Source organism: Paenibacillus sp. B01 (genome assembly GCF_009649995.1).
GTDB lineage: Bacteria > Bacillota > Bacilli > Paenibacillales > Paenibacillaceae > Paenibacillus_O > Paenibacillus_O pasadenensis.
Window position 1 is genome coordinate 2,775,887 of record NZ_CP045802.1, and the last position, 24,657, is coordinate 2,800,543.

Annotated in this window: 21 protein-coding genes; 19 read left to right on the forward strand and 2 right to left on the reverse strand. The window is 66.0% G+C overall.

Annotated elements, in window-relative coordinates:
* The first annotated feature begins 163 nt into the window (after positions 1-163).
* Positions 164-2,017: a putative amidoligase domain-containing protein gene (locus GE073_RS12015; protein WP_101809101.1), complete on the forward strand. Its 1,854-nt coding sequence runs from the start codon at positions 164-166 to the stop codon at positions 2,015-2,017.
* Positions 2,018-2,159: 142 nt separating this feature from the next.
* Here GE073_RS12015 and GE073_RS12020 read toward each other — a convergent pair whose 3' ends face one another.
* Positions 2,160-3,179, reverse strand: coding sequence for an aminoglycoside phosphotransferase family protein (locus GE073_RS12020; RefSeq protein ID WP_101809102.1), 1,020 nt, complete (start codon positions 3,177-3,179; stop codon positions 2,160-2,162).
* 127 nt (positions 3,180-3,306) lie between these two features.
* Positions 3,307-3,945 carry a LysE/ArgO family amino acid transporter gene (locus tag GE073_RS12025; RefSeq protein ID WP_028598367.1) on the reverse strand — a complete coding sequence of 213 codons (639 nt, stop codon included), beginning with the start codon at positions 3,943-3,945 and terminating at the stop codon, positions 3,307-3,309.
* Positions 3,946-4,088: 143 nt separating this feature from the next.
* Here GE073_RS12025 and GE073_RS12030 point away from each other — a divergent pair, with 143 nt between their 5' ends.
* The 18 genes from GE073_RS12030 (at position 4,089) to GE073_RS12115 (ending at position 24,639) form a co-directional block, all read left to right on the forward strand.
* Positions 4,089-5,531, forward strand: coding sequence for an aminotransferase-like domain-containing protein (locus GE073_RS12030; protein WP_323744200.1), 1,443 nt, complete (start codon positions 4,089-4,091; stop codon positions 5,529-5,531).
* 231 nt (positions 5,532-5,762) lie between these two features.
* Positions 5,763-8,504, forward strand: a complete 2,742-nt coding sequence (mutS, locus tag GE073_RS12035; RefSeq protein ID WP_101809103.1) for a DNA mismatch repair protein MutS — start codon at positions 5,763-5,765, stop codon at positions 8,502-8,504.
* A 52-nt stretch (positions 8,505-8,556) separates the two neighbouring features.
* Positions 8,557-10,155 (forward strand): DNA mismatch repair endonuclease MutL, encoded by a 1,599-nt coding sequence (gene mutL, locus GE073_RS12040; RefSeq protein WP_153783524.1) that lies wholly within the window; start codon positions 8,557-8,559, stop codon positions 10,153-10,155.
* A 53-nt stretch (positions 10,156-10,208) separates the two neighbouring features.
* Positions 10,209-10,727, forward strand: coding sequence for a DNA mismatch repair MutL family protein (locus GE073_RS26055; protein WP_416362090.1), 519 nt, complete (start codon positions 10,209-10,211; stop codon positions 10,725-10,727).
* Positions 10,724-11,521, forward strand: coding sequence for a class I SAM-dependent methyltransferase (locus tag GE073_RS12050; protein WP_028598363.1), 798 nt, complete (start codon positions 10,724-10,726; stop codon positions 11,519-11,521). The genes GE073_RS26055 and GE073_RS12050 overlap by 4 nt, the downstream gene beginning before the upstream one ends.
* Positions 11,508-12,500: a tRNA (adenosine(37)-N6)-dimethylallyltransferase MiaA gene (miaA, locus tag GE073_RS12055; RefSeq protein ID WP_153784720.1), complete on the forward strand. Its 993-nt coding sequence runs from the start codon at positions 11,508-11,510 to the stop codon at positions 12,498-12,500. The genes GE073_RS12050 and miaA overlap by 14 nt, the downstream gene beginning before the upstream one ends.
* On the forward strand, positions 12,497-12,742 hold the full coding sequence (gene hfq / locus GE073_RS12060) for an RNA chaperone Hfq (RefSeq protein WP_028598361.1): 246 nt from the start codon (positions 12,497-12,499) through the stop codon (positions 12,740-12,742). Before miaA ends, hfq begins: the two co-directional genes overlap by 4 nt.
* A gap of 151 nt (positions 12,743-12,893) precedes the next feature.
* Positions 12,894-15,398 carry a transglycosylase domain-containing protein gene (locus GE073_RS12065; protein ID WP_153783525.1) on the forward strand — a complete coding sequence of 835 codons (2,505 nt, stop codon included), beginning with the start codon at positions 12,894-12,896 and terminating at the stop codon, positions 15,396-15,398.
* Positions 15,399-15,444: 46 nt separating this feature from the next.
* On the forward strand, positions 15,445-16,155 hold the full coding sequence (locus GE073_RS12070) for a peptidylprolyl isomerase (RefSeq protein WP_228551446.1): 711 nt from the start codon (positions 15,445-15,447) through the stop codon (positions 16,153-16,155).
* A gap of 98 nt (positions 16,156-16,253) precedes the next feature.
* Complete coding sequence (locus tag GE073_RS12075) at positions 16,254-16,484, forward strand: hypothetical protein (RefSeq protein WP_043111152.1); 231 nt, start codon at positions 16,254-16,256, stop codon at positions 16,482-16,484.
* Positions 16,485-16,658: 174 nt separating this feature from the next.
* Positions 16,659-17,645, forward strand: coding sequence for a cytochrome aa3 quinol oxidase subunit II (gene qoxA, locus GE073_RS12080; RefSeq protein WP_153783526.1), 987 nt, complete (start codon positions 16,659-16,661; stop codon positions 17,643-17,645).
* A gap of 26 nt (positions 17,646-17,671) precedes the next feature.
* Positions 17,672-19,642: a cbb3-type cytochrome c oxidase subunit I gene (locus GE073_RS12085; RefSeq protein ID WP_028598358.1), complete on the forward strand. Its 1,971-nt coding sequence runs from the start codon at positions 17,672-17,674 to the stop codon at positions 19,640-19,642.
* A complete protein-coding gene (locus GE073_RS12090) occupies positions 19,642-20,247 on the forward strand; it encodes a cytochrome c oxidase subunit 3 (RefSeq protein ID WP_028598357.1) in 606 nt (201 codons plus the stop codon). The genes GE073_RS12085 and GE073_RS12090 overlap by 1 nt, the downstream gene beginning before the upstream one ends.
* 1 nt (position 20,248) lies before the next feature.
* The gene (gene cyoD, locus GE073_RS12095; RefSeq protein WP_153783527.1) at positions 20,249-20,587 is read left to right on the forward strand and encodes a cytochrome o ubiquinol oxidase subunit IV; all 339 of its coding nucleotides are present in this window, start codon (positions 20,249-20,251) and stop codon (positions 20,585-20,587) included.
* 244 nt (positions 20,588-20,831) lie between these two features.
* Positions 20,832-21,389, forward strand: coding sequence for a ribonuclease FAU-1 family protein (locus tag GE073_RS12100; protein ID WP_028598355.1), 558 nt, complete (start codon positions 20,832-20,834; stop codon positions 21,387-21,389).
* The gene (locus tag GE073_RS12105) at positions 21,386-22,165 is read left to right on the forward strand and encodes a YdcF family protein (protein ID WP_228551448.1); all 780 of its coding nucleotides are present in this window, start codon (positions 21,386-21,388) and stop codon (positions 22,163-22,165) included. Before GE073_RS12100 ends, GE073_RS12105 begins: the two co-directional genes overlap by 4 nt.
* Before the next feature lie 76 nt (positions 22,166-22,241).
* Entirely contained in the window at positions 22,242-23,261 is a 1,020-nt protein-coding gene (locus tag GE073_RS12110; RefSeq protein ID WP_153784722.1) for an AAA family ATPase, read from the forward strand.
* A 127-nt stretch (positions 23,262-23,388) separates the two neighbouring features.
* Positions 23,389-24,639 (forward strand): methionine gamma-lyase family protein, encoded by a 1,251-nt coding sequence (locus GE073_RS12115; protein WP_028598353.1) that lies wholly within the window; start codon positions 23,389-23,391, stop codon positions 24,637-24,639.
* Positions 24,640-24,657 lie beyond the last annotated feature (18 nt).

Below are 24,657 nucleotides of genomic sequence, written 5' to 3' on the forward strand. Positions count from 1 at the left end.
TGCTGCAGGGCTTACTGCAGGGTATGCAGGCAGTCGGAACGATTCGAGGGCGAAAGCCCTCTTTTTTTCATCTGCGGCCGCCCGGATCGGCGGGGCTTGGATCGCCGCATGAGGCGAGACGCGAGCCTCCCGTCCGCCGGCGGGACGACGGGAGGGATGCGGCATGGCGGGCAGGCTGTGGCTATGCTGCGGAGACGAGGGGGAGGACGGAGCGGACGGAGGAGCGGTCGGCGGCACGGGCATGGGAGCGTATGGAGGTACCGGCAGGGAAGCGTATGGCGATATGGGGAGGGCGGCGGAAGGCGGTACGAGCAGGGCAGCGTATGGCGGCACGGGCGGTACAGCGGAAGGCGGTACGAGCAGGGAAGCATCGCCGCTGCCGCCTGCGGAGCGCTGGCGGCCGGGGACGGAGCTGTCCCGCTACGACGCGGTGCTGCTCTGGGGAGGCGCGCGCTGGGGCGGATGGACGGCGCCGGATGGCGGGAGCCCGTGGGTGCTGAACGCCGGAGCCGCCGATGCGGCGGCGATGGGTCCGGAGCGGATGGCCCGGAGGCTTGGCCATGCCGGCATCCGCGCCGGGCGCGAGGACGCCGAGCAGCGGCAGGACGGGACGAGCGGGCGCGCCGACGAAGCGTTCGGCAGCTCGGGCCGGCTGTATTGGATCGGCGTCTTCCATCTGGAGACGCTGTGGACGGCTCGCGTCCGTCCGGGCATCGGACGGGCGAGCCTGCCGGCCGCGCTGGCGCCGGACGACGCGGCATCTGGCGTCGCGGCGACCGGCGCGCAGGATCCGGAGCTGCGCCGCGCGGGCAGGCTGGTTTGGCGCGCGGCCTACGAGCTCGGCCTGGATGCCGCCGAGCTGCTCGTGCGCGTCGCCGACGACGGACGTATGCGGCTCGAAGGGCTGCGCCTCGCGGGCAGCCGCATCTTTCGGGCCGTCGGCCCGGGCGGGCTGCCGCCCGAGGCGGAGCGGCTGCCGCCGCCGGCGGCGGAGCGCTGGGCGGATGCGGCGGCGCGGCTCGCAGCCGTCGTCCGGGCCGAGGCGCAGCGTGCCGGCGGGCAAGCGGACCGTCCGCTGCGCCTCGGCGCGGATCCGGAGTTCCTGCTGCTGCGCGCCGACGGACGGGTCGTCTCCGCATCCCGGCTCGGCGGGCTGCACAGTCCGGTCGGCAGCGACGTGCTTGTCGCCGGGCAAAGCCTGCGCCAGCCGGTCGGCGAGCTGCGGCCGGAGCCGGCCGAGGACCCGGAGGAGCTGCTCCGGCGGATTCGGCGCCTGCTGGCGCTGGCTTCCCGCCGCGGCGCGGCCGAGCCGGGCATGCGGCTCGCGGCGGGCGGCATGCCGGTGCCGGGCATCGCGCTCGGCGGGCATGTGCATCTCAGCGGCCTCGAGCTGACGACGAGGCTGCTGCGCGCGCTCGACAGCTATGCGGCGCTGCCGCTCGCGCTGGCGGAGGATCCCGCCGGCAGAGGGCGGCGGCCGCGTTACGGCACGCTCGGCGACAGCCGGCGGCAGCCGCATGGCGGCTTTGAGTACCGCACGCTGCCGAGCTGGCTCGTCTCGCCGGCCGCGGCGCGTTATGCGCTCGCCGTCTGCCTGCTGGCGGCAGAGGATGCGGCTTGGCTGGCAGAGCTGCCGGCGGCGGAGCCGGAGTACGCGCAGGCGTATTATGCGGGGGATCGGGAGCGGATGGCGGACTGCTTGCCGCGATTGCGGGCGAGCCTGCGGACGGCGCCTTCCTATGAAAAGCACGCCTCGCTGCTGGAGCCTTTTCTCGAGGCGGTCGAGGCCGGCAAAAGCTGGGACGAGAAGGCGGACCTCCGGCTGCGCTGGGGCATTCCGAGAGCGGAGGATGGGCCTGCCGTCCGTCCGTCGAAGGGAAGCGAGGAGCGGGCGGGCGGACGGCAGGTTGACCAAGCGCGAGCGGACGGACGGCATCCGGCCAGCGGAGCCTCCGCCCGCGCGGAGGCGGCCAGCGGCGCTGCCGGCGCGCAGACGAACCTGTTCGAACGCGGCTGATCCGGCCGCAGGCTTCGTCAGGAATGGCGTAAGAGGCCGTCTCCGCTGGGGCGGAGACGGCCTCTTCGGCGATATAGGGCGTGCGTGCAAGCTCGCTCAGGAGCATCTTTTCCAACGCCTTGCCCGCGAAATAAATCGGGTACTAGGCTGGCTTCATGTCATAGATTTGTTGCAGCGTATCCAGCTGCAGCCGCTTTTCCTCCGGCGACCCGGCGAATTCATGCCATTCGGCAAGCCTGTATCCGTACATCATGAGCATTCTTTCGTAGATGAAAGGATCGGCAATAGGAGCTGCCCCAGAGCATTCGTTGAATCCGCTGAGATAGGCCGGAACGCAGGTCCGGTAGATCTCGATCATGCGGGGCACATCCGCTTCATCCGCGATCAGGCTGGCGATATCCTCGCCCATGTACCCCCATCCGGCGGTATCCCAGTCGATCAGGACGATGCCGTCATCCGTATGGAATAGGTTCGCCACCCAAAAATCCCGATGGCAGAGCACGACCGGCAGCTGCTCGATGCGGCTGAAAACGGCGTCCGCCTGCTCGTCGAAATCGATCAGCATCTGGCGCAGATGCTTCGGAAGCCCGCATCCATCCGAGCGGATGCGAGCATGCAGCTCCTGCCAGGACCGATAGCGCAAATAGCCGTTTTTCGTGTATTCGACCTGGCTCAAATGGGGCAGATTCCGCAATGCCGCAGGCTGCTCCGCGTATAGCCTGCCCTGGATCCGCCCCCATTCCCGGGCGATCTGCTCCTGCATGTCCGTGGTCAGCTCCATGCCGGAGCGGCCATCGATATATTCCAGCCACAGCTGGATCTCCTCGTCGTTCAGCTCGGCGCGATAACATGCCGGGCGACGGAACGATTTCGGCAAGAGCTTGTCTAGATCGGGCGCCGCGTAGAGATCATATTCCCTACGCCATGAAAGCGGATCGCCGTGACGCTCGAACCTCTTCTGCGTCTTCCAAACGAGCCGATACGGCTCCTTGTTCCCATCGGCTGTTTCCGCGATGCCTGCGGCAAGCTGAACATCGCCTAAAGTCCCGCCATGCAGCTTTTCGAGCCGGCAATCGGCGCGGATGACCTCCTTGCCCAGCATCCGGCTCAACACCTGCGCGAGCCGCTCGGGCTCCATTCCTCTTTTTTCTTCGCGGTCCATTCCTCATCTCCTTTGCGTCTGCGGATGCAGATCGTTCATGACTGCCTCAAACGTACCCGCTCCTGGGCGAGAACTCAAAGGAACGTTCGCCTATACCTATTTTTTATCGCTTTCTGCGCGATTGCCGTCACCAGCCGAGGCGGCTCAGCTGGCCCAGCAGTCCGGCGGCCATGACGGCGGCCATCGCCCATAGCGTCAGCGCGGACAGGCGTGCGAGAGCCGCCATGATCCGAACGCTTCCTTTTCTTCGTCCGACCCACCGTCCGGCTGCGGCCAGCGCGGCGAACCAGAACCAGGAGACGGCGATGCAGACGACGGCGAAGATCGTCTTGTCGGCGCCTTCGTAGGCGAGCGAGCCGGTCCCGATGACGCCGGCCGTGTCCAGCAGCGCATGCGGATTGAGCAGCGACACCGAAGCGGCATAAGCGGCCTGCCTGCGCGCCGGAAGCGCCGCGACGCCTGCTTGCGGCTCGGCGGGAGCCGGACGGCTGTTCCAGATGGAGAAGCCCATGACGATCAGAAAGACGACTCCCGCCGCATAGAGCGCGGCCGCGAGCAGCGGATGGCTCAGCGCCGCGAGGGAGACGCCGAAAACGGCCGCGGCGATCAGCAGCGTGTCGCAGGCGGCGGCCGTCGCGACGGCCGGCCAAGCCCGCAGCAGCCGCGGCTGGGCCGCGCCTTGACTGAACAGGAACAGGTTCTGCGGCCCGAGCGGAAGGATGAGCCCAAAAGCAAGGATGAACGCATGCCAAGCGGCATTCGACATTCGGACAAGCCTCCTCGTGTGCGATAAGATCGGTCTCGTTCAAGTGTAGACGCGCGGCGCGGCGGCGTCTCCAACCAATTGGTTGCTATTGAACCCGACCAATCTGCTATACTGAGGGCTATCAAGCGATGGGGGTGGCAGCGGTGCCGAAGCGCGGAGAAAGGAATCGCAAGGAGGCAGAGCCGCTTTACCGGCAGATCCAGGAGGAGCTGCGGACGAAGATCGTGACGGGCGAATGGCCGCCCGGCACGCGAGTGCCGCCTCAGCGGCAGCTGGCGGAGCTTTACGGCGTCAACCGCAGCACGATCGTCTACGCGCTCGGCGAGCTGGCCGCGGACGGCTGGCTGCGGGCGGAGGTCGGACGCGGCACGACGGTAGCCGCGGATGTCTGGAAGGCAGCCGCCGATTCGCCGCCGCCCGACTGGGGGCGCTACGTGCGGGACGGCCTGCATGCGCCCAATCTGGAGCTGATCCGGCAGATCAACGACGCGGAGCCGGATCCTGCGCTGCTGCGGCTCGGCACGGGCGAGCTCGCGCCCGAGCTGCTGCCCTCGGCCGCCATGCAGCGGCTGCTGGCCGAGCGGCCGGAGGGGCTGCCGCTCGCCTATCCGGAGCCGCGCGGCAGCCTGCGCCTGCGCGAGGCGGTCAGCGCTAGGCTCGAGGCAAGAGGCATCCGTGCCTCGCCGTCGTCGGTGCTGATCGTCTCCGGCGCGCTGCAGGGGCTGCAGCTGATCGCGCTCGGGCTGCTGCGCCAGGGCGCGACGCTGCTGGCGGAGCAGACGAGCTATCTCGGCTCGGTCCAAGTGTTCCGCACGTCCGGCGTCCGGCTGGTCGGAGTGCCGATGGACGGACAGGGCATGCGGGACGACGAGGCGCGCCGCCTGGCCGCCCGCCATCGGGCGTCGATGCTGTACGTCCAGCCCTCCTTTCACAATCCGACCGGCATCGTCATGCCGGAGCGGCGCAGGGAGGGGCTGCTGCAGGCATGCGTCAGGGCCGGCCTGCCGATCATCGAGGACGATGTGTACGGCGACCTGTGGCTTGACGAGCCTCCGCCGGCCGCGCTCAAGGCGAGGGATCGGCAAGGACTCGTCCTCTATCTGGACAGCGTCTCGAAGTCGCTCGGTCCGGGCCTGCGCATCGGCTGGATCGCCGGACCGGAGCCGGTCATCGAACGGCTGGCCGACGTCAAGATGCAGTCCGACTACGGCTCGAGCTCGCTCTCGCAGCATGCTGTGGCCGAGTGGCTGCTCAGCGGGGAGCAGGAGCGGCATCTGGCGTTCCTGAGAGCCGAGCTCAAGGCGCGGCGCGATCTGGCGCTGGCGGCGCTCCGCGAGCATGCAGCCGATCTGGCGGACTGGAGCGTGCCTCAGGGAGGCTTCTACATCTGGCTGGCGCTGCGCCGCCCGCTTCCGATGCCGAAGCTGTTCGATGCGGCGCTGCGCGCCGGCCTGCTGGTCCATCCCGGCGAGATCTACGCCCGCGGCGACCGCCAGCATCTGCGCCTTTCGTTCGCCTATGCGCCGCCGGCCCTCCTGCGCGAAGGCATCCGCGAGCTGGCGGGGCTGATCCGTTCTTTCGATTAGTTAACGAGGTGAATGGATCGTCAGGTTAAACATAAACCGGGTAAATCCTCCGTCCGTCGCAAGAGCCCGCGATGCTTGCGCCGCCGGCTGCAGAAGCACGGCCGAGCCTCGATGCGGTCCGGCTCTGGCGTGTTTCTTCTTTTGTAAGGATTCCGTTCTGCTGGTATAATGAAGGTCGGTTTTCATAGAATGCAGGCGAGACGCGTCGAAGCCTGCCCAGGAGGTACGCACGTGGCCGCTTTGACCCCGATGATGCAGCAATATTTATCCATAAAGGAAGAAGCCAAGGATGCGTTTCTGTTTTTCCGCCTCGGCGACTTCTACGAACTGTTCTTCGACGACGCCGTACTGGCCGCCAAGGAGCTGGAAATTACGCTCACCGGCCGCGCGGGAGGCGGCGAGGACCGCATCCCGATGTGCGGCGTGCCGTACCACTCGGCGGAAGGATACATAGCGAGGCTGATCGAGAAAGGCTACAAGGTGGCGATCTGCGAGCAGGTCGAGGACCCGTCCGTCGCCAAGGGCGTCGTCCGGCGCGAGATCGTGCGGGTCGTCACTCCCGGCACGGTGATGGAGAGCAAGTCGCTCTCCGACAAGGCCAACAACTACATCGTCTCCGTCGCGGCGGAGGCGGGGCAGCTCGCGCTTGCGGCCTGCGACCTGTCGACCGGCGAGCTGTACGCGACGTCGTTCGACGAGGCGTCCGAGCTGCTGCAGGACGAAATCAACGTCTACGGACCGGCGGAGATCGTCGGCGACGCCTCCGTGCTGGAGCGGCTGCGGGCGCAGCCGCCCGCGGCCGGACGGCCGGCGCTCTACACCGAGCGGCTGCCGATGGACGAGGACAAGCTGCGGCAGCTGCTGCCGGACGGCGCGCTGGACGGCCTGCCGCCGGCGCGGCTGCGGGCCGTCTCGCTGCTCGCCGGCTATCTGGCCGAGACGCAGAAGCGCTCGCTCGGGCATCTGCGCCGGGTGCAGGGCTACGAGCCGAGCCAGTATCTCATCCTCGATCCGTTCACCCGGCGCAACCTTGAGCTGACCGAGACGGTGCAGGGCCGCAGCCGCAAGGGCTCGCTGCTCTGGCTGCTCGACCGCACCAAGACGTCGATGGGCGGACGCCTGCTGCGCCGCTGGATCGACAAGCCGCTGCTGTCCGCCGCGGCGGTCGAGGAGCGGCTGGACGCGGTCGCGGCGCTGCATGCCGACCTCATCCAGCGCGAGGACATCCGCGCCGAGCTGGACGGCATCTATGATCTGGAGCGCCTCGTCGGCCGCGTCGCCTACGGCACGGCGGGCGGACGCGATCTGGCCGCGCTGAAGGCGTCGCTGGAGCGCGTGCCCAGCCTGCTGGCGCTGCTGGCCGGCTCCGGCTCGGAGACGCTGCGCCGGCTCGCGGACGGCGTCGACGACTGCGGCGACCTGCGCGAGATGATCGACACGGTGCTCGTGGACGAGCCGCCGGTGTCGACGCGCGAGGGCGGGCTCATCCGCGCCGGCTACGACGACTACCTCGACCAGCTGCGCGAGGCGAGCAGCGGAGGCAAGCGCTGGCTCGCCGACCTGGAGCGGCGCGAGCGCGAGGCGACGGGCATCCGCTCGCTCAAGATCGGCTACAACAAGGTGTTCGGCTACTACCTCGAGGTGTCCAAGGCCAATCTCGGCTCTTTGCCCGAAGGCCGCTACGAGCGCAAGCAGACGCTCGCCAACGCCGAGCGCTTCGTCACGCCGGAGCTGAAGGAGAAGGAGCGGCTCATCCTCGAGGCCGAGGAGAAGATGACCGACCTCGAATACAGCCTGTTCCTGCAGCTGCGCGACCATATTGCCGACCAGCTGCACCGGCTGCAGCGGCTGGCGGACGTCATCGCCCGCGCCGACGTGCTGCAGTCGCTCGCCGCGGTCAGCGCCGAGCGCCGCTACGTGCGGCCGCAGATGGGAGAGGAGTACGACCTGTCGATCGAAGGCGGCCGCCATCCCGTCGTCGAGGCGGTGCTGGACGGCGCGCCGTTCATGGCCAACGGCGCCGAGCTGAGCGAGGACGGCGCGCGCGTGCTGCTCATCACCGGCCCGAACATGGCCGGCAAGAGCACCTACATGCGCCAGACGGCGCTCATCTGCATCATGGCGCAGATCGGCTGCTTCGTGCCGGCGCGCTCGGCGCGGCTGCCGCTGGTCGACCGCATCTTCACCCGCATCGGGGCGGCGGACGATCTGGCCGGCGGACAGAGCACGTTCATGGTCGAGATGCGCGACATCCAGCAGATGACCGACAAGGCGACCCGCCGCAGCCTCGTCATCATCGACGAGCTCGGCCGCGGCACGTCGACGGCGGAGGGGATGAGCATCGCGCAGGCGGTCATCGAGTTCCTGCATGACCGGACCGGCTGCAAGGCGCTCGTCTCGACGCATTTCCACGAGCTGTCGCATCTGGAGCAGTCGCTCCGCTGCCTGCGCAACGCCAGCATGGCGGTCAAGGAAAGCGGCGGCGACGTGACGTTCCTGCGCAGGCTCGTGCCCGGCGCGGCCAGCACGAGCTACGGCATCTACTGCGCGCGGCTTGCCGGCCTGCCGGAGAGCATCATCGGCCGCGCCTACGAGCTGCTCGCCGGACACGAAGCGCCTGCCGCGGCGTCCGCACGCGCCGGCGAGCATGGCCGCGGCGAGGGGCTGGCCGCTCGCGAAGCCGCCGCCGCGTACGAGGAGGCGATCGAGCCGCAGGCGCGCCCGGACGAGCGGCCGACGGGCGCGGCAGAGCCGATCGCATCGGACCGGCCGGCCGCGCCGCAAACGGCGGTCCAGCTGTCGATCTTCGGCGAGCCGGAGACGCTGGCTGCCGGCGGAGGCAAGCGCCGCGCAGGCCGCGGTGCCGACGCGGCGGACGAGCTGGCGGAGCGGCTGCGCAAGCTCGATCTGTTCAACCTGACGCCGATGCAGGCGATGCAGTGGCTGAACGAGGAGAAGGTCCGGCTCGGCTGAGCCGGACCGACTCGGTCGGCAGCTGATTTTCAACCCAGGGAGGTGGGGAACGATGGGCAAGATCCATGTGCTGGACGAGCATCTGGCGAACCAGATCGCCGCGGGCGAGGTCGTCGAACGGCCGGCCTCCGTCGTCAAGGAGCTGGTGGAGAACGCGGTCGACGCCGGCGCGACCTCGATCGACATCACGATCGAGGAGGGCGGGCTGAGCCTCATCCGCGTGCAGGACAACGGCGGCGGCATCGAGCCGGAGGACATGGAGACGGCGTTCCAGCGGCATGCGACGAGCAAGCTGCTGAGCGACCGCGACCTGTTCCGGATCGCGAGCCTCGGCTTCCGTGGCGAGGCGCTGCCGAGCATCGCCGCCGTCGCGCGCGTCGAATGCGTCTCCGCGAGCGGCGACAGCGGACTCGGCCGCCGCATCCGCATGGAAGGCGGCCAGCTGACCGCCGACGAGCATGCCGGCTGCTCGCAGGGGACGGACATGACCGTCCGCGACCTTTTCTTCAACACGCCCGCCCGCCTCAAATATATGAAAAGCATCCAGACCGAGCTCGGCCATATCTCGGACTATATTTACCGCATCGCGCTCGCCCATCCGGGCATCGCCTTCTCGCTGACGCATAACGGCGGCAGCCTGCTCCGCACGTCCGGCACGGGCGACCGGCTGCAGGTGATCGCCGCCGTCTACGGCACCGGCACGGCCAAGGCGATGCTGCCGCTGCGCGGCGAGCATGCCGACTACGAGCTGAACGGGTACATCTCCAAGCCGGAGCTGACCCGGGCGAGCCGCAGCGCGCTGACGACCGTCGTCAACGGCCGGTACATCCGCAGCTTCGCCGTGCAGTCGTCGCTGCTCGCCGCCTACCACACGCTGCTGCCGATCAACCGCTTCCCGGTCGCGGTGCTGGAGATCGGCATGCATCCGGGGCTCGTCGACGTCAACGTGCATCCGTCCAAGATGGAGGTGCGGTTCAGCAAGGAAGCCGAGCTCAAGGCGTTCGTGGAGGAAACGGCGCGCGCCGCGCTCGGCGGAAGGCGCCATATTCCAGGTCCCGAGTCCGGCCGGGGCGAGCGCTCCGGTCCGGTGTACCGGCAGGAGCAGCTGCGCTTCCACCAGCCGGAGCCCGGCTTCGCCGGGATGCCGGCGGCCGATCCGGCCGCCGGCGCCGCCTCCGGCGGCATGGCCGCCGCCGAGACGGCGGCCGCGAGCGCGCCTGCCGCGGGCAGCGCCCGCCGCGCACGGACGGCGCGCGCGGCTCCGCGTCCGCTTCGGCGCGCAAAGGCCCGCCGCCGGGCAGCGTCGCCGCCGGACCGTGGCGGCCGCCCGCCGCGCATCCGCCGGCCGTGCCGCCGGATGCGGCGCAGCGGCTGTACGCGCCCGCTGCCGGCGCCTTCGGCGCGGCCGGCTGGCGCGAGTCCGCCGCCGCCGGCTACGCGGCTTCGCCGGCCGATCCGGCCGGTACGCCTTCACCGCCGGATGCGGCCGCGTCCAATTCCGCGTCCGCCGCAGCGGACAGCGCTCCGTCGCTCCCCGTCGCCGCCGCCGCTGGCGCGAGCGCGAGTCCGCCGCCGGAGCTCGCGCCCGATCCGGCCGTTCCTGCGGCCGGCGGCGCTCCAGCGACTGACGCTTCCGGATTCCCGGAGCTGAGCTGGGTCGGCCAGCTGCACGGCACGTACCTGATCGCGCAAAACGAGGAAGGCATGTATCTGATCGACCAGCATGCCGCCCATGAGCGGATCAACTACGAATATTACTACCGCAAGTTCGGCGAGGTGAGCGGCGAAAGCCAGCCGCTGCTGCTGCCGTTCACGTTGGAATATACGAGCGCGGACGCGCTGCAGCTGGCCGAGCGGCTGCCGCTGCTGGCGGAGGCGGGCGTCGAGCTCGAGCCGTTCGGGCCGCAAAGCTTCCTCGTCCGCTCCCATCCCCACTGGTTCCCGAAGGGACGGGAGCAGGAGCTGGTCGAGGAGATGGCCGATTGGGCGCTGCGCGAGAAGCGCGCCGTCGACATCGCCAAGCTGCGCGAGGAAGCGGCGATTCTGTGCTCGTGCAAAGCTTCCATTAAAGCGAACGACCGGCTCAGCCGCGAGGAAGGCGAGACGCTGCTGGCGAGGCTCGCGGCATGCGCGCAGCCGTATACGTGCCCGCACGGTCGGCCGATCCTCGTCCATATCTCGGTCTATCAGCTGGAAAAAATGTTCAAGCGGGTGATGTCATGATCGTAACGACGACGGATCAGCCGTCGGCGGACATGCTGGCGACGGCGGCGCGCCTGGCGGAGGAGCTGGGCGCGCGGCTGGAGCCGCGCCGCCGCCGCACGCTCGGCCAGCTTGCCGCCCAGGCGGGCGACCGCGAGCTGCTCGTCGTGACGAGCACGCAGCTGCGCTATTACGGCGGCCCCGAGGAGCCGCCCTTCTATTTTCATCCGAGCATGGCCTATGTGCGGGTCAAAAGGCTGCGCAAGGGCGAGCCGGATCCGCTCGTCGAGCTGGCAGGCGTCCGCCCGGGCGACCGCGTGCTCGACTGCACGGCCGGTCTGGCCGGCGATGCGATCGTGTTCGCCTACGCGGCCGGTCCGGAGGGCGAGGTGACGGCGCTCGAGAGCGAGCCCGTGCTGCATGCGGTCGTCCGCGACGGACTGCGGACGTACGAGACGGAGCTGCCCGACGTGACGGCCGCGCTGCGCCGCATCCGCGCGGTCCGCGCCGATTATGCGGAGCATCTCCGCTCGCTCCCGGACGACAGCTTCGACATCGTCTATTTCGACCCGATGTTCCGCGATCCGGTGCATGAGTCGAGCTCGATCGGCCCGCTGCGCGGCCTCGCCAACCCGGAGCCGCTTCACCCCGACGCCGTCCGCGAGGCGATGCGGGTGGCGAGGCGCGCCGTCGTGCTCAAGGAAACGAACCACAGTCCCGAATTCGGCCGGCTCGGCTTCGTCCGCTGTCCGGGCAAAAAGACGTCGGCTGTCGGATATGGAGTGATAACGATTGGCAAGCATGACCCCGCATAAGCCGCCGCTGCTCGTTCTGCTCGGACCGACGGCGGTCGGCAAGACGAAGCTGAGCCTCGAGCTCGCCAAGGCGTACGGAGCGGAAATCATCTCCGGCGATTCCATGCAGGTGTACCGGGGCATGGACATCGGCACCGCGAAGATCAGGCCGGGGGAGATGGAAGGCGTCCCGCATCATCTGATCGACATCCGCGATCCGCGCGAGCCGTATTCGGCCGCGGACTTTCAGGAAGCCTGCTCGCGGCTCATTCCCGAGATCGCCGGGCGCGGCCGGCTGCCGTTCATCGTCGGCGGCACCGGTCTGTACATCGAGTCGGTCTGCTACGGCTACCGGTTCTCGCAGGCGGCGTCCGACGAGAGCTATCGCGCCGAGCTTCAGTCCTTCGGGGAGGCGCAGGGCGCGGAGGCGCTGCATGCGCGGCTCGCGGCCGCCGATCCCGAGAGCGCGGCCCGGCTGCATCCGAACGATACGCGCCGCGTCATCCGCGCGCTGGAAATCCTGCATCTGACGGGCGAGACGATGAGCGGCCAGCTCGCCGGACAGAAAAAGGAATCGCCTTACGAACTATGTCTGCTGGGACTGACGATGGATCGGGCCGAGCTGTACCGCCGCATCGAGCGGCGGATCGATCTGATGATGGAGGAGGGGCTCGCGGAGGAGGTCGCCCGGCTGCTCGCCTCCGGCGTGCCGGACGATGCGGTGGCGATGCAGGGGCTCGGCTACAAGGAGCTCATCCCGTGGCTGCGCGGAGAGCGCTCGAGGGAGGCGGCGACGGAGCTGCTGAAGCGCGACACGAGGCGCTTCGCCAAGCGGCAGCTGAGCTGGTTCCGCCATATGAAGGACATCGAATGGATCGACGCGGGGGAAAATTTTCACAACAATTTGGAGCGCATCCATGCTATACTAGCAGGAAAGCTAGGCCGCGGTCTTGAATATACCACTAACCAATCTTCTTGTGACGGGGGTAACTCTCAATGAACAAATCCATCAATATTCAAGATACGTTCCTGAACCAGCTGCGCAAGGACAGCATTCCGGTGACGGTTTACTTGACGAACGGCTTCCAGATCCGGGGCGTCATCCGCGCCTTCGACAACTTCACGATCGTCATCGACTCGGACGGACGCCAGCAGATGGTGTACAAGCATGCCATCTCGACGTTCACGCCGCAGCGCAACGTATCGCTGATGCAGCAGGAGACGCCGGGCGCAGGAGCCTGAGCACCCCCGATGAAACCTTTCCCGTCTTTTCCTCGTTAGTTGAATATCGGTCCGAAGAACAACCCGCTCTTCCGGCAGGGTTGTTCTTCTGTTTGCGGGGTATACCTATAACGGGAGAAGCTAGGACCGACCGGAAGGAGTCATGAGCCATATGCCAGAACAGAGAAAAAAAGGGGAAGGCCGCCCGTCCGGGGCCAAATCGGCGAAGGGACGGGGGCGCTCGCGCGCCAGCCGCAAGCGCAAATGGTTTTACGGATTGTTTTTCGCCGGCGCGCTCGGCGTCGTCTGCGCCATCGTCGGCTATCTGCTCGTCATCCTGAACGGCGAGCGCATCCTCGCGGCCAACCGCGACGTGCTGCTGCGAGGCGACGCGTCGGCAATCTATGATTCAAGCAACGTCAAAATCGCGAGCCTCGCCTCCGTCAACTCGCAGGACGCGCAGTTCAGCGAGCTGCCGGAGCTGCTGCGGAACGCGTTCATCGCCACCGAGGACAAGCGGTTCGAGGAGCATTCCGGCATCGACGTCATCGGCATCGGCCGCGCCATCGTCAAGGACATCATCGCGCGCAGCGCGGTCGAAGGCGCCAGCACGATCACGCAGCAGCTGGCGCGCAACCTGTTCCTCAACCAGGACAAGACGTTTTTCCGCAAGGCGACCGAGGCTTCGATCGCCGTCGCGCTGGAGAACCAGCTGAGCAAGGACGAGATTTTGACGATGTACCTCAACCGGATCTACTTCGGCAACGGGGTGTACGGAGTCAAGCTCGCCGCCAAGTATTACTTCAACAGCAGCCTCGAGGACCTCAAGCTGTGGCAGATGGCTACGCTTGCCGCGATCCCCAAGGCGCCGAGCTATTATAATCCGAAGGACGACGCCGAGCGCTCCGCCGGCCGCCGCGCGGTCGTGCTGACGCTCATGAACAATCAAGGCTACATCACTGAGGCCGAGATGGAGCAGGCCAAGGCTGTCGTCTACAAGCCGCTGGACAATTACAGCACCGGCAGCTCGCGCAACAAATTCATGACCTACGTCGACTACGCCGTCAAGGAAGCGGTACAGGTGACGGGCCGCACCGAGGACGAGATCCGCCTCGGCGGCTTCAAGATCTACACGGCGCTCAATGCCACGGCGCAGCAGACGGTGGAGGACGCGTTCGACGACGACAGCAACTTCGAAAAGTCGCCCGACGACCAGAAGCAGCAGGCCGCGATGGTCATCATGGACCATAGCGACGGCTCGATCAAGGCGATGATCGGCGGCCGCGACTACGTCCGCAAAGGCTGGAACCGCGTCACCGTGCCGCGCCAGCCGGGCTCCGCGTTCAAGCCGATCACCGTGTACGGGCCCGCCCTCGACACGGGCGACTACACGCCGGACTCGATCCTGCGCGACGACAAGAAATGCTACGGCGACTACTGTCCGACCGATTCCAACCGCGTCAAGTACATCGGTCCGATCACGATGGCGCAGTCGCTCAAGGAGTCGCGCAACGCCTCGGCCGTCTGGCTGCTCAACGAGATCGGCGTCAGCAAGGGCGTCGCGTTCTCCGAGAAGCTCGGCATGCCGCTCGACAAGGCCAAGGACCGCAACCTCAGCATCGCGCTCGGCGGTCTGACGACGGGCGTCTCGCCGCTGCAGATGGCGACCGCCTACAGCGCCTTTGCCAACGACGGGCGCTCGGTCGACGCGCATACGATCGTACGTATCGAGAGCTCGGACGGAGCGACGGTCTATGAGTATGCCGGTCCGAAGCCGAAGCAGCTCATGAAGGAACAGACGGCCGCCTACATGACGCAGATCATGCAGGGAGTCGTCCAGTCTGGAGGCACGGGCGCCGGAGCGGCGATCGACCGCCCGCTCGCCGGCAAGACGGGCACGACCCAGCACGGCATCCCGGGACTGAAGTCCAGCTACAACCGCGACGCCTGGTTCGTCGGCTATACGCCGGAATGGACGGCCGCGGTATGGATGGGCTACGACAAGACCGACAAGGACCATCTGCTCAAGAAAAGCAGCTCCGCGGCTGCGGCGCTGTTCTCCAAAGTGATGCGGAAGGCGATGAAGGACGTTCCGCGCGGCTCCTTCGACAAGGCTCCTGCGCCAACGCCGCAGACGCCGCCTCCGGGCGAGCAGCCCGATCAGGTGCTCGACCTGCAAGGCAGCTACGACGAGAACGCCATGCTCGTCGCGCTGCGCTGGTCGCCGGTCGAGGGCGAGTCGATCAGCTACCGCATCTACCGCAAGGGAGCCGGCGAGGCGGAATACGCCCGCATCCTCGATGCGGCCGCGCCGGAAGCGGCGGACATGGCCGTCGCGCCTGGCATGAGCTATGAATATTACGTGACCGCGTACGACGATGCCAGCGGACAAGAAGGCGTGCCGTCGGCCAAAATCTTCGTCGAGATCCCGGGCGTCGAGCTGTCTCCGAGCCCGACGCCGAGCGAGCCGCCGATTGCCGAGCCGTCCCCGAGCGAAGAACCGGGCACGGAGCCGAGCGAGCCGGCCGTTCCGACTCCGACGCCGACACCGGGCTCGACGCCGACCCCAATGCCGACTCCGACCGAGCAGGCAGCCACGGACGGCGGAACGCCGCCGAGCGAAGGTCCTGCCAGCGGAGACGAGGCCGCCCAAGGCGCCGGCTTCGTCTCGCCTTGATTCGCCAGCCAGCAGCCCATCCCACCAGCAAAGGATGATCCAATCCATGAACCGCATGCTCGCTTCCACATCCGCTCTTCTGCTCGCCGCCGCCCTCGTGCTGGGCGGCTGCGGAGCCAAGTCCGACGGCAACGCGACCGGAGGAGCCGGAGGCTCCTCGAACGCGGAGCCGCCAGCCACCGCCAGCCCGGCCAGCTCGCCGGAGCCGTCGGCCGAGCCGGCCAAGCAATGGGACAAGCCTCCCGCCATGGCCATCGATCCGGACAAGACGTACAAAGCCGTCGTCAAGACGACGGAAGGCGAGTTCACGATCCGATTGTTCGCCAAGGACGCTCCGCAGACCGTCAACAACTTCGTCTTCCTCGCCAAAGAGGGCTTCTACGAGGGCGTAGTGTTCCACCGCATCATCCAGGAATTCATGGTCCAGACCGGCGATCCGACAGGCACAGGCGCCGGCGGTCCCGGCTACGCGATTCCCGATGAGCTGAACAACGGCCACTCGTACGACAAGTACGTCGTCGCCATGGCCAACGCCGGTCCGAACACGGGCGGCAGCCAGTTCTTCATCGGCACCGGCGACAGCGTGCGCGGCCTCGACGCCCAGCCGAACTACGCGATTTTCGGCGAGGTCGAGAGCGGCCAGGACGTCGTGGACAAGATCGCGGCGACGCCGGTCGAGGTCGATCCGAACAGCGGCGAGACCAGCAAGCCGACGACGGTCGTCAAAATGGAGTCCATCGACATCCAGGAGAGCTGATCCGTTCCTCGCGTCTGTGACGAATCTCCCCCGAACGGGTGAACCTTTTGTGAATTTCCTCATATGCTGAACCATAGCAGCAGAAGGGGGAGTTCCTCATGGACAAGCGAATGACGATGGCGGCCATGCTTCAAGGCTATGCGTGGGCGCTGGCCGCGACAGGAGCCGTGCTTTGCCTCTTTTTCCTCACTCCGTTCAACGACCGCAACCTGCCGCTCATGCTCGGGATGGGCTGCCTGGTCGCCTCGCCCGTCGTCATGATCGCGGCAAGCATGTTTCCGCTCTCGGAAGAAATCGCGGAGGATGGGCAAGATAAGACAATTCGTTGAACAACGTATTACGGAATTCGCACAAAAATAAGACGGATTCGTTAACGGGGACGCGGATACGCGTCCTTTTTGATATGCTGGTTGCGAGAGAGGGAACCGTATCTTTGCGGACGGCAGGGGACATTCCCGAATTGTGGGTAATATGCTTGGAGATGGCCTAAAGGAGATGAAACAATGAAAGCTGCACGCAAGCGGCTCCGCAGGCTGGGGACGGTCCTGGCCGGAGCCGGAATGGCCGTATTCCTGGCCGGGTGCGAAAATGCGATCGTCCTCGATCCGAAAGGACCGGTCGCGGAAATCCAGAAGGACCTCATCTGGATCTCCGTCCTTCTGTGCGCCGTCGTCGTCGTGCCGGTGCTGGCGATTTTCGCCTATATCGTCTGGAGGTACCGGGACAAGCCGGACAACAAGGCGCCTTACGAGCCGAACTGGTCGCACAGCACGAAGCTCGAGGCGATCTGGTGGACGATTCCGATCATCATCGTCGCGCTGCTCGGCTACTTCACGGTGCGCGACACGTACAAGCTGATCAAGCCGCCGGCCGAGACGGCGCATGTCGAGCCGGTCACGATCCAGGTCACGTCGATGGACTGGAAATGGCTGTTCCAGTATCCCGACCAGGGGATCGCGACGGTCAACTACCTGAACATCCCGGAAAAGACGCCGATCCAGTTCGTCCTCACCTCCAACTCGGCGATGAACTCGTTCTGGGTTCCGCAGCTGGGCGGCATGATGTATACGATGCCGGGGATGGCGATGCGGATGTGGCTGCAGTCCGACGGCACGGGCGAGTATTACGGTTCCGGCGCCAACTTCTCCGGCAGCGAGTTCGCCAAGATGAACTTCAAGGTCACGTCGATGACGAAGGACGATTTCGACGCCTGGATCGAGAAGTCCAAGCAGGAGCCGGCGAAGCTGGATCATAAGGCTTATCAGCAGCTGGCCGTGAAGGGCACCGCGCCGATCCAGACGTTCGGCGACCTCGAGCCGACGCTGTTCAACTCGATCGTCATCCAGAACGGCGGCCATCACCATCCGGCGAACGGCCTCGACATCCGGGGCGCGTTCCCGGTGAAGAAAGACAAGCAGGACAGCTCCGCCGGCGGCAGCCAGGCGGCTGATTCCGCGGCGTCCGGCGATCAGCCGGACTCGAGCCAATAGGCGGCAAGGGGAGGAAATAGATCCATATGTGGGATTCCATCAAAGAGTTCGCCGGCGATTTCTTCGTCACGGGCGATCCGCTCATCTACGGCGCGGACGTATCGATCGCGCTCGTCAGCGTCGCGATCGTCTTTGTCCTGACCTACTTCAAGAAATGGAAGTGGCTCTGGACGGAATGGCTGACGACGGTCGACCATAAGAAGATCGGCATCATGTATCTGATCGCGTCGCTGCTCATGCTGTTCCGCGGCGGGGTGGACGCCCTGCTCATGCGCACGCAGCTGGCTTTGCCGGAGGTCGAGTTCCTTCAGGCGGACCACTACAACGCGATCTTCACGACGCACGGCACGATCATGATCCTGTTCATGGCGATGCCGATGATGTTCGCGCTGTTCAACATGGTCGTGCCGCTGCAGCTCGGCGCGCGCGACGTCGCGTTCCCGTTCCTGAACGCGCTCAGCTTCTGGCTGTTCCTGTTCGGCGCGATGCTGTTCAACATCAGCTTCGTCATCGGGGGCTCCCCGGACGCCGGCTGGCTTAGCTATCCGCCGCTCTCCGAGCTCTCAGGCAGTCCGGGCAGAGGCCAGGACTTCTACATCTGGGGCATCCAGATCTCCGGCATCGGCTCCTTGATGACCGGCATCAACTTCATCGTCACGATCCTGAAGATGCGCGCGCCGGGCATGAAGCTCATGAAGATGCCGCTCTTCTCCTGGTCCGTGCTGTCTTCCTGCATCACGATCCTGTTCGCCTTCCCGATCCTGACGGTGACGCTGGCGCTGCTGTTCCTCGACCGCTACTTCGGGGCGCACTTCTTCACGCTGGACGGCGGCGGCATGTCCATGATGTACGTCAACCTCATCTGGATGTGGGGACATCCCGAGGTGTACATCGTCGTCCTGCCGGCGTTCGGCATCTTCTCCGAGATCGTCGCGACGTTCTCGCGCAAGACGATCTTCGGCTACAAGTCGATGGTGTTCGCGATGATGGTCATTAGCGTGCTCAGCTTCTTCACCTGGGTCCATCACTTCTATACGATGGGCTCGAGCGCGGACGTCAACTCCTTCTTCGCCATCTCGACGATGGCGATCGCGATTCCGACCGGGGTCAAGGTGTTCAACTGGCTATTCACGATGTATCGAGGGCGGATCAGCTTCGAGCTGCCGATGCTGTGGACGATGGGCTTCATTCCCTGCTTCCTCGTCGGCGGCGCGACCGGCGTCATGCTGGCCGTCGCTCCGGCCGACTTCCAGTACCACAACAGCTACTTCCTGATCGCCCACTTCCACCAGGTGCTCATCGGCGGCGTCGTGTTCGGCTATCTCGCCGGCATCTACTACTGGTGGCCGAAGCTGTTCGGCTTCAAGCTCGACGAGAAGCGCGGACGGTGGGGCTTCTGGACGTGGAACATCGGGTTCTACCTGTGCTTCTTCCCGCAGTACTTCCTCGGCCTCGACGGCATGACGCGCCGCGTCTATACGTACGAGTGGGACCGCGGCTGGGCTGCGCTCAACTTCACGAGCACGATCGGCGCGTTCCTGATGGGCCTCGGCTTCATCTTCCAGGTGTGGCAGATCGCCTGGAGCGTGCGCAACGGCCAGCGCGACAAGACCGGCGACATCTGGAACGGCCGCACGCTGGAGTGGTCGATTCCTTCGCCGCCTCCGGCCTACAACTTCGCGGTCGTGCCGCAGGTGCGCAAGGTCGACGACTGGTGGCATGAGAAGGAAGACCGGGCTAAAGGCATCGAGCGGCCGAAGCAGGAGCTCGAGCCGATCCACATGCCGAAAAACTCGGGCATCCCGTTCATCATGTCCGGCTTCTGGTTCCTCGTCGGATTCGGCTTCACGTTCGACTGGATCTGGATGGTCATCATCGGCTTCCTGGGCGTGTTCGGCAGCCTGTATGCCCGTTCGTTCACCTATGACGTGGACTATTACATCCCGGTGGACGAAGTCAAGAGAACGGAACAGAAGCTAAGGGGGGCGACGAGATAATGGCGCAGCACATCGTATCGCCTGAAGTGCACGAGCACCATACGCAAGAACAGGAGTCGCTCAAGACAGCCGGATTCTGGCTGTTCCTCGTTTCCGACGTCCTGCTGTTCGGAACGCTGTTCGCGGTCTACGTCGTCCTCGTAGGCCACACGAACGGCGGTCCGACCGGCAAGGAGCTTTTCGAGATTCCGATCTTCGTCGCCTCGACATTCATCCTGCTCACCTCCAGCTTCACGAGCGGGATCGCGGTGCTGCAGATGCAGGCGAACAAGCTCAAGGGCACGATCTTCTGGCTCGTCATGACGCTGCTGCTCGGCGGGGCGTTCCTCTTCCTCGAGATCGAGGAGTTCATGACGATGGTCCACGAAGGCGCGAACATCGGCACGAGCGCGTTCCTGTCGGCGTTCTTCACGCTGGTCGGCACGCACGGCATCCACGTGACGATGGGCATCTTCTGGTGCATCGGCCTGATCCTGCAGCTGCGCAAGCGCGGCATCACGACCGTCACGAAGCGCAAGATCACGAACTTCAGCCTGTACTGGCACTTCCTCGACGTCATCTGGATCTTCCTCCTCTCGGTCGTCTATCTGATGGGGGTGATGTAAGATGAGCCAGCATTCGTCCAACCATGGCCACGGCCGCCACGAGGAGCACAGCCACGGCTCGATGAAGTCGTACACGATCGGCTTCCTCCTGTCGATCGTGCTGACGATCATTCCGATGGTCGTCGTGTTCAACGGGCTGCTGGAGCGCACCGCCACGCTGCTCGTGATCCTCATTACCGCGGTCGCGCAGCTGCTCGTGCAGCTGATCTTCTTCATGCACATCCGCGAAGCGGATAAGCCGAGGTACAACCTCATGGCGCTCGTGCTCGGCGGGATCATCGTCATTACGATCGTCGCCGGCTCCGTTTGGATCATGTCCTTCAACTCGGTCGTGCAGTAGCAAGCGCGCGTGCGAGCCGCCCGTCTCCGCCAGCCGGAGACGGGCTTTTTCCATAGAGGACGTCCTCGCGGCGGCGCGGCAGGGACGGGCGGAGCCCGGTCTTATTTGGAGCATGGGTGGAGAAGCGCGGGAAGATGTGGTAAGCTGTCAACTAAAGGAAGGATGGGGCGGAAGGATCCACCAGCCACCCTCCAGACAGGAGAAGGCAGCCGCACCGCATCTTAGGGGAAAGGGTACGTTCCATATGAAACGAAAATTTTCCGATCGGGCCAACTGGCGGCGTATCCTGCGCAGAAGCTACACTTGCCTGACGCTTGACGGCGACGACTTCCGAGGTCTCGTCACGTTCTACCGGATCCACGAGCTGCGGGAGCCGCTGTGGAAGGAATACAACGGGCGCCGGCTCTGCCTGGCCGACCGGGGCTATCTCTGGATGCAGCATTTCCCGCGGGGCGAGCATTTCGTCGTCACGACGATGTTCGACGACAAGGGCAAGGTCGTGCAATGGTACATTGACATCTGCAAAACGCAAGGCTTGACCGACCAGCAGGTTCCGTGGTTCGACGACCTGTACCTGGACATCGTCGTGCTGCCGTCGGGCGAAGTGTACCTGATGGACGAGGATGAGCTGGAGGACGCGGTTCTCGGCGGGGACATCACGCGCAAGGAGGCGGCGATGGCCCGCAAGACGGCCGGACGCCTGCTCGCCTCGATCAAGAACGGCCGCTTCCGCTACTTCACGCTCAGCCTCCGCCACCGCAAGACGCTCGCGGAGCGGCTCGGAGAGGTCAGCGAATCATGAGCCGTCCCCCGGGTCCGCCCGCTCCCCGCAAGGGAAGCGGGCTCAAGGACAGCTCTAGCGGACCGGCGCGAAAGGGCGCGGCCGCCGGCAAGCCGAAGGCCGGAAGCAAGCAAAAGGCGGCGGTCCGCGCGAAGCGGCGGCCGACCCGCAAAGCAAGAGGAGGCGGCCTCGCAGGCCGTCTTTTGCGCGTTATGCTGATCGCGCTGTCTGTCGGCGTCCTGGCAAGCGGCTGGCTGCTCTGGCAGATCACCCATTACGATCCTCCGAATCCCGTGCCGCAGCGGCAGGCCGCGATCGTGCTCGGCGCGGCGCTCTGGAACGACCGCCCCAGCCCCGGCCTGCAGGAGAGGCTGGATCAGGCGCTCCGGCTGTACGAGGCGGGGCGGGTGGACAAGCTGATCGTCTCGGGCGGCCTCGACCGCAACGGCTCGAAGCTGACGGAGGCGCAGGGGATGCGGCTCTATCTCGTCGACAAAGGCGTGCCGAAGGAGGATATCCTCCTGGAGAACCGCGCGACGAGCACGTACGAAAATCTCGTGTTCAGCCGCGAGGCAGGGGAGAAGAACGGCCTTTCCTCCTACCTGATCGTCACGCATGAGTACCACGCGCCGCGGGCGCTGGACATGGCCCGCTTCCTCGGCTTCGACGATCCCGTCGTCAGCTCGGTCAAGTCCAAGGTGCTCAGCGCCTCGCGCAACCAGACGCGGGAGGTGCTGGCGTACGGCAAGTGGAAGCTGGACAAGCTGCTGCTGCTGATCGGCCTCAAAGCGCCTTAAATCCGTTCATACCGCTTCTTTGTCCCGAATACGCTTAGGAGAGCGAAACGTACCAGAAGGGACAGTGATGCCGCAGATGAACGGACACGCCGCTTCGGGAGCCAAGGGCTCCCGGCCCTCCCGCCAGATCAATGTCGTGCTGCGCCATCATGAGACGTACGGTCTCGGGGCATCGGCTCCGGCGCTGACCGGCGTCGATGCGCCTCACGAACCGGCTGCGGCTCTGCCGCGTCCGGCCGCGGTGCCGCCCTCGGCGGACCCTTATCTCGAGATCCAGAAGGAATTGGAGCCTATGGTCGGCATGGAGGGCGTGAAGTCCCTCATCTACGAGATCTATGCTCTGCTGCTGATCAGCCAGATGCGGACCGAAGCCGGCCTCTCCGGAGGCGCTCAGGTGTACCATATGATCTTCAAGGGCAACCCCGGCACCGGCAAGACGACGATCGCCCGCATCGTGGCGAAGCTGTTTCAGAAGATGGGGCTGCTGTCCAAGGGACATCTGATCGAGGTGGAGCGAGCCGATCTCGTGGGCGAGTATATCGGCCATACGGCGCAAAAGACGCGCGATCTCGTCAAAAAGGCGCTCGGCGGCGTGCTGTTCGTCGACGAGGCGTACAGCCTGGCGAGAGGCGGAGAAAAGGACTTCGGCAAGGAAGCGATCGATACGCTCGTCAAGGCGATGGAGGACCATCGCAGCCAGTTCGTGCTCATCCTTGCCGGCTATCCGCTGGAGATCGAGCATTTCCTAATGACGAACCCGGGGCTGCCCTCGCGCTTCCCGATCCAGATCGACTTCCCGGACTATACCGTCGACCAGCTCATCCAGATCGCCGAGCTGATGGCCAAGGACCGCGATTACGCCCTCATGCCGCAGACGGTGTTCAAGCTCAGGACGCATCTGATGCAGGAAAAGACGGCGACGCTGTATTCGTTCAGCAACGCGCGCTACGTGCGCAATCTCATCGAGAAGGCGATCCGCCATCAGGCGGTGAGGCTGCTGAACCAATACGCCTCCTCGAGTCCGGGCAGGCAGGAGCTGATGAGCCTCCGTCCGGAGGATATGCGATGGGACGGCAAAGGAAAGCCGGACGGCTGAGCCGGGCGGCGCGAGAGGCGCGCCCGGAGGGGCCGGCCGCAAGGAGGAATCGGGCTTCGCCGGCTGCGGCCGGCGGGGCTCTTTTCCTGCGGAGTACAACCGAAATGAAGGAGCGGAACTTACAACGATGATGGACAACCTGATGAAGCTCGCCCGCGAGGCCGAGGATAGGATGGAGGCGCGGTTCAAGGAGCTGGACCGCATGGCGGAGGAGAACCAGTGGAAGGTGATCCGGGCCTTTCAAAAATTCCGCGTGAGCGACTTCCACTTCAACGGCTCGACAGGCTACGGCTACAACGACCGCGGACGCGAGGTGCTCGATCTCGTCTATGCGGAGGTGTTCGGCGCGGAGGCGGCGCTCGTGCGGCCGCACTTCGCCTCGGGCACCCATACGATCAGCTGCGCGCTGTTCGGCCTGCTGCGGCCCGGCGACGAGCTGCTGTACCTGACCGGACGGCCGTACGACACGCTGCATAAAGTGATCGGCAAGCCGGGCGACGGCACCGGATCGCTGCAGGACTTCGGCATCGGCTATCGGGAAGCGGCGCTGACGCCGGAGGGCGACGTCGACTGGGAGCTGGCGGAGCGCCTGATCGGACCGAGCACGAAGGTGGTCGGCATCCAGCGCTCGCGCGGCTACGACTGGCGGGCGTCGTTCACCGTCGAGCGGATCGGCGAGATGATCCGGCGGGTCAAGGCGATCAAGCCGGATGTGCTCGTCTTCGTCGACAACTGCTACGGCGAGTTCACCGAGCGGCTGGAGCCGACGCAGGTCGGAGCCGACCTGATCGCCGGCTCGCTCATCAAAAATCCTGGCGGCGGACTCGCGGCGACCGGCGGCTACGTCGCGGGCACGGCCGCGGCCGTGCAGGCGGCGTCGTACCGCCTCACCGCGCCGGGCATCGGCGGGGAGGTCGGCGCGATGCTCGGCACGCTGCGCGCCATGTACCAAGGGCTGTTCCTCGCGCCCCATCTGGTCGGCCAGGCGCTCCGAGGGAGCGTGCTGGCGGCCGGCCTGTTCGAGCGGCTCGGCTTCGAGACGTCGCCGCGCTGGGACGAGCCCCGCACCGACCTCATCCAGGCGATCCGCTTCGGCCGTCCGGAAGCGCTGACGGCGTTCGTGCAGGGCATCCAGGCGGCAGCGGCCGTCGACTCGCATGTCGTGCCCGAGGCATGGGACATGCCGGGCTACGAGCATCCCGTCATCATGGCGGCGGGCTCGTTCATCCAGGGCGGCAGCCTCGAGCTGTCGGCCGACGCGCCGATCCGCGAGCCTTACATCGCCTACATGCAGGGCGGCCTGACCTATGCCCATGTCAAGCTTGGCCTGCTGCAATCGCTGGAGCGTCTGGCCAAGCAGGATATAATTGTAATGTAAACTCACACAAGAACCTCA

Coding starts and splice junctions, on each gene's coding strand:
- GE073_RS12100 (WP_028598355.1), top strand. CDS start 20,832: ATGAAACGAAAATTTTCCGATCGGGCCAACTGGCGGCGTATCCTGCGC.
- cyoD (WP_153783527.1), top strand. CDS start 20,249: ATGAGCCAGCATTCGTCCAACCATGGCCACGGCCGCCACGAGGAGCAC.
- miaA (WP_153784720.1), top strand. CDS start 11,508: ATGACCCCGCATAAGCCGCCGCTGCTCGTTCTGCTCGGACCGACGGCG.
- hfq (WP_028598361.1), top strand. CDS start 12,497: ATGAACAAATCCATCAATATTCAAGATACGTTCCTGAACCAGCTGCGC.
- GE073_RS12020 (WP_101809102.1), bottom strand. CDS start 3,179: ATGGACCGCGAAGAAAAAAGAGGAATGGAGCCCGAGCGGCTCGCGCAG.
- GE073_RS12075 (WP_043111152.1), top strand. CDS start 16,254: ATGGACAAGCGAATGACGATGGCGGCCATGCTTCAAGGCTATGCGTGG.
- GE073_RS12085 (WP_028598358.1), top strand. CDS start 17,672: ATGTGGGATTCCATCAAAGAGTTCGCCGGCGATTTCTTCGTCACGGGC.
- GE073_RS12065 (WP_153783525.1), top strand. CDS start 12,894: ATGCCAGAACAGAGAAAAAAAGGGGAAGGCCGCCCGTCCGGGGCCAAA.
- GE073_RS12105 (WP_228551448.1), top strand. CDS start 21,386: ATGAGCCGTCCCCCGGGTCCGCCCGCTCCCCGCAAGGGAAGCGGGCTC.
- GE073_RS12015 (WP_101809101.1), top strand. CDS start 164: ATGGCGGGCAGGCTGTGGCTATGCTGCGGAGACGAGGGGGAGGACGGA.
- GE073_RS12110 (WP_153784722.1), top strand. CDS start 22,242: ATGAACGGACACGCCGCTTCGGGAGCCAAGGGCTCCCGGCCCTCCCGC.
- GE073_RS12050 (WP_028598363.1), top strand. CDS start 10,724: ATGATCGTAACGACGACGGATCAGCCGTCGGCGGACATGCTGGCGACG.
- GE073_RS12070 (WP_228551446.1), top strand. CDS start 15,445: ATGAACCGCATGCTCGCTTCCACATCCGCTCTTCTGCTCGCCGCCGCC.
- mutL (WP_153783524.1), top strand. CDS start 8,557: ATGGGCAAGATCCATGTGCTGGACGAGCATCTGGCGAACCAGATCGCC.
- GE073_RS12115 (WP_028598353.1), top strand. CDS start 23,389: ATGATGGACAACCTGATGAAGCTCGCCCGCGAGGCCGAGGATAGGATG.
- GE073_RS12090 (WP_028598357.1), top strand. CDS start 19,642: ATGGCGCAGCACATCGTATCGCCTGAAGTGCACGAGCACCATACGCAA.
- GE073_RS26055 (WP_416362090.1), top strand. CDS start 10,209: ATGTATCTGATCGACCAGCATGCCGCCCATGAGCGGATCAACTACGAA.
- qoxA (WP_153783526.1), top strand. CDS start 16,659: ATGAAAGCTGCACGCAAGCGGCTCCGCAGGCTGGGGACGGTCCTGGCC.
- GE073_RS12025 (WP_028598367.1), bottom strand. CDS start 3,945: ATGTCGAATGCCGCTTGGCATGCGTTCATCCTTGCTTTTGGGCTCATC.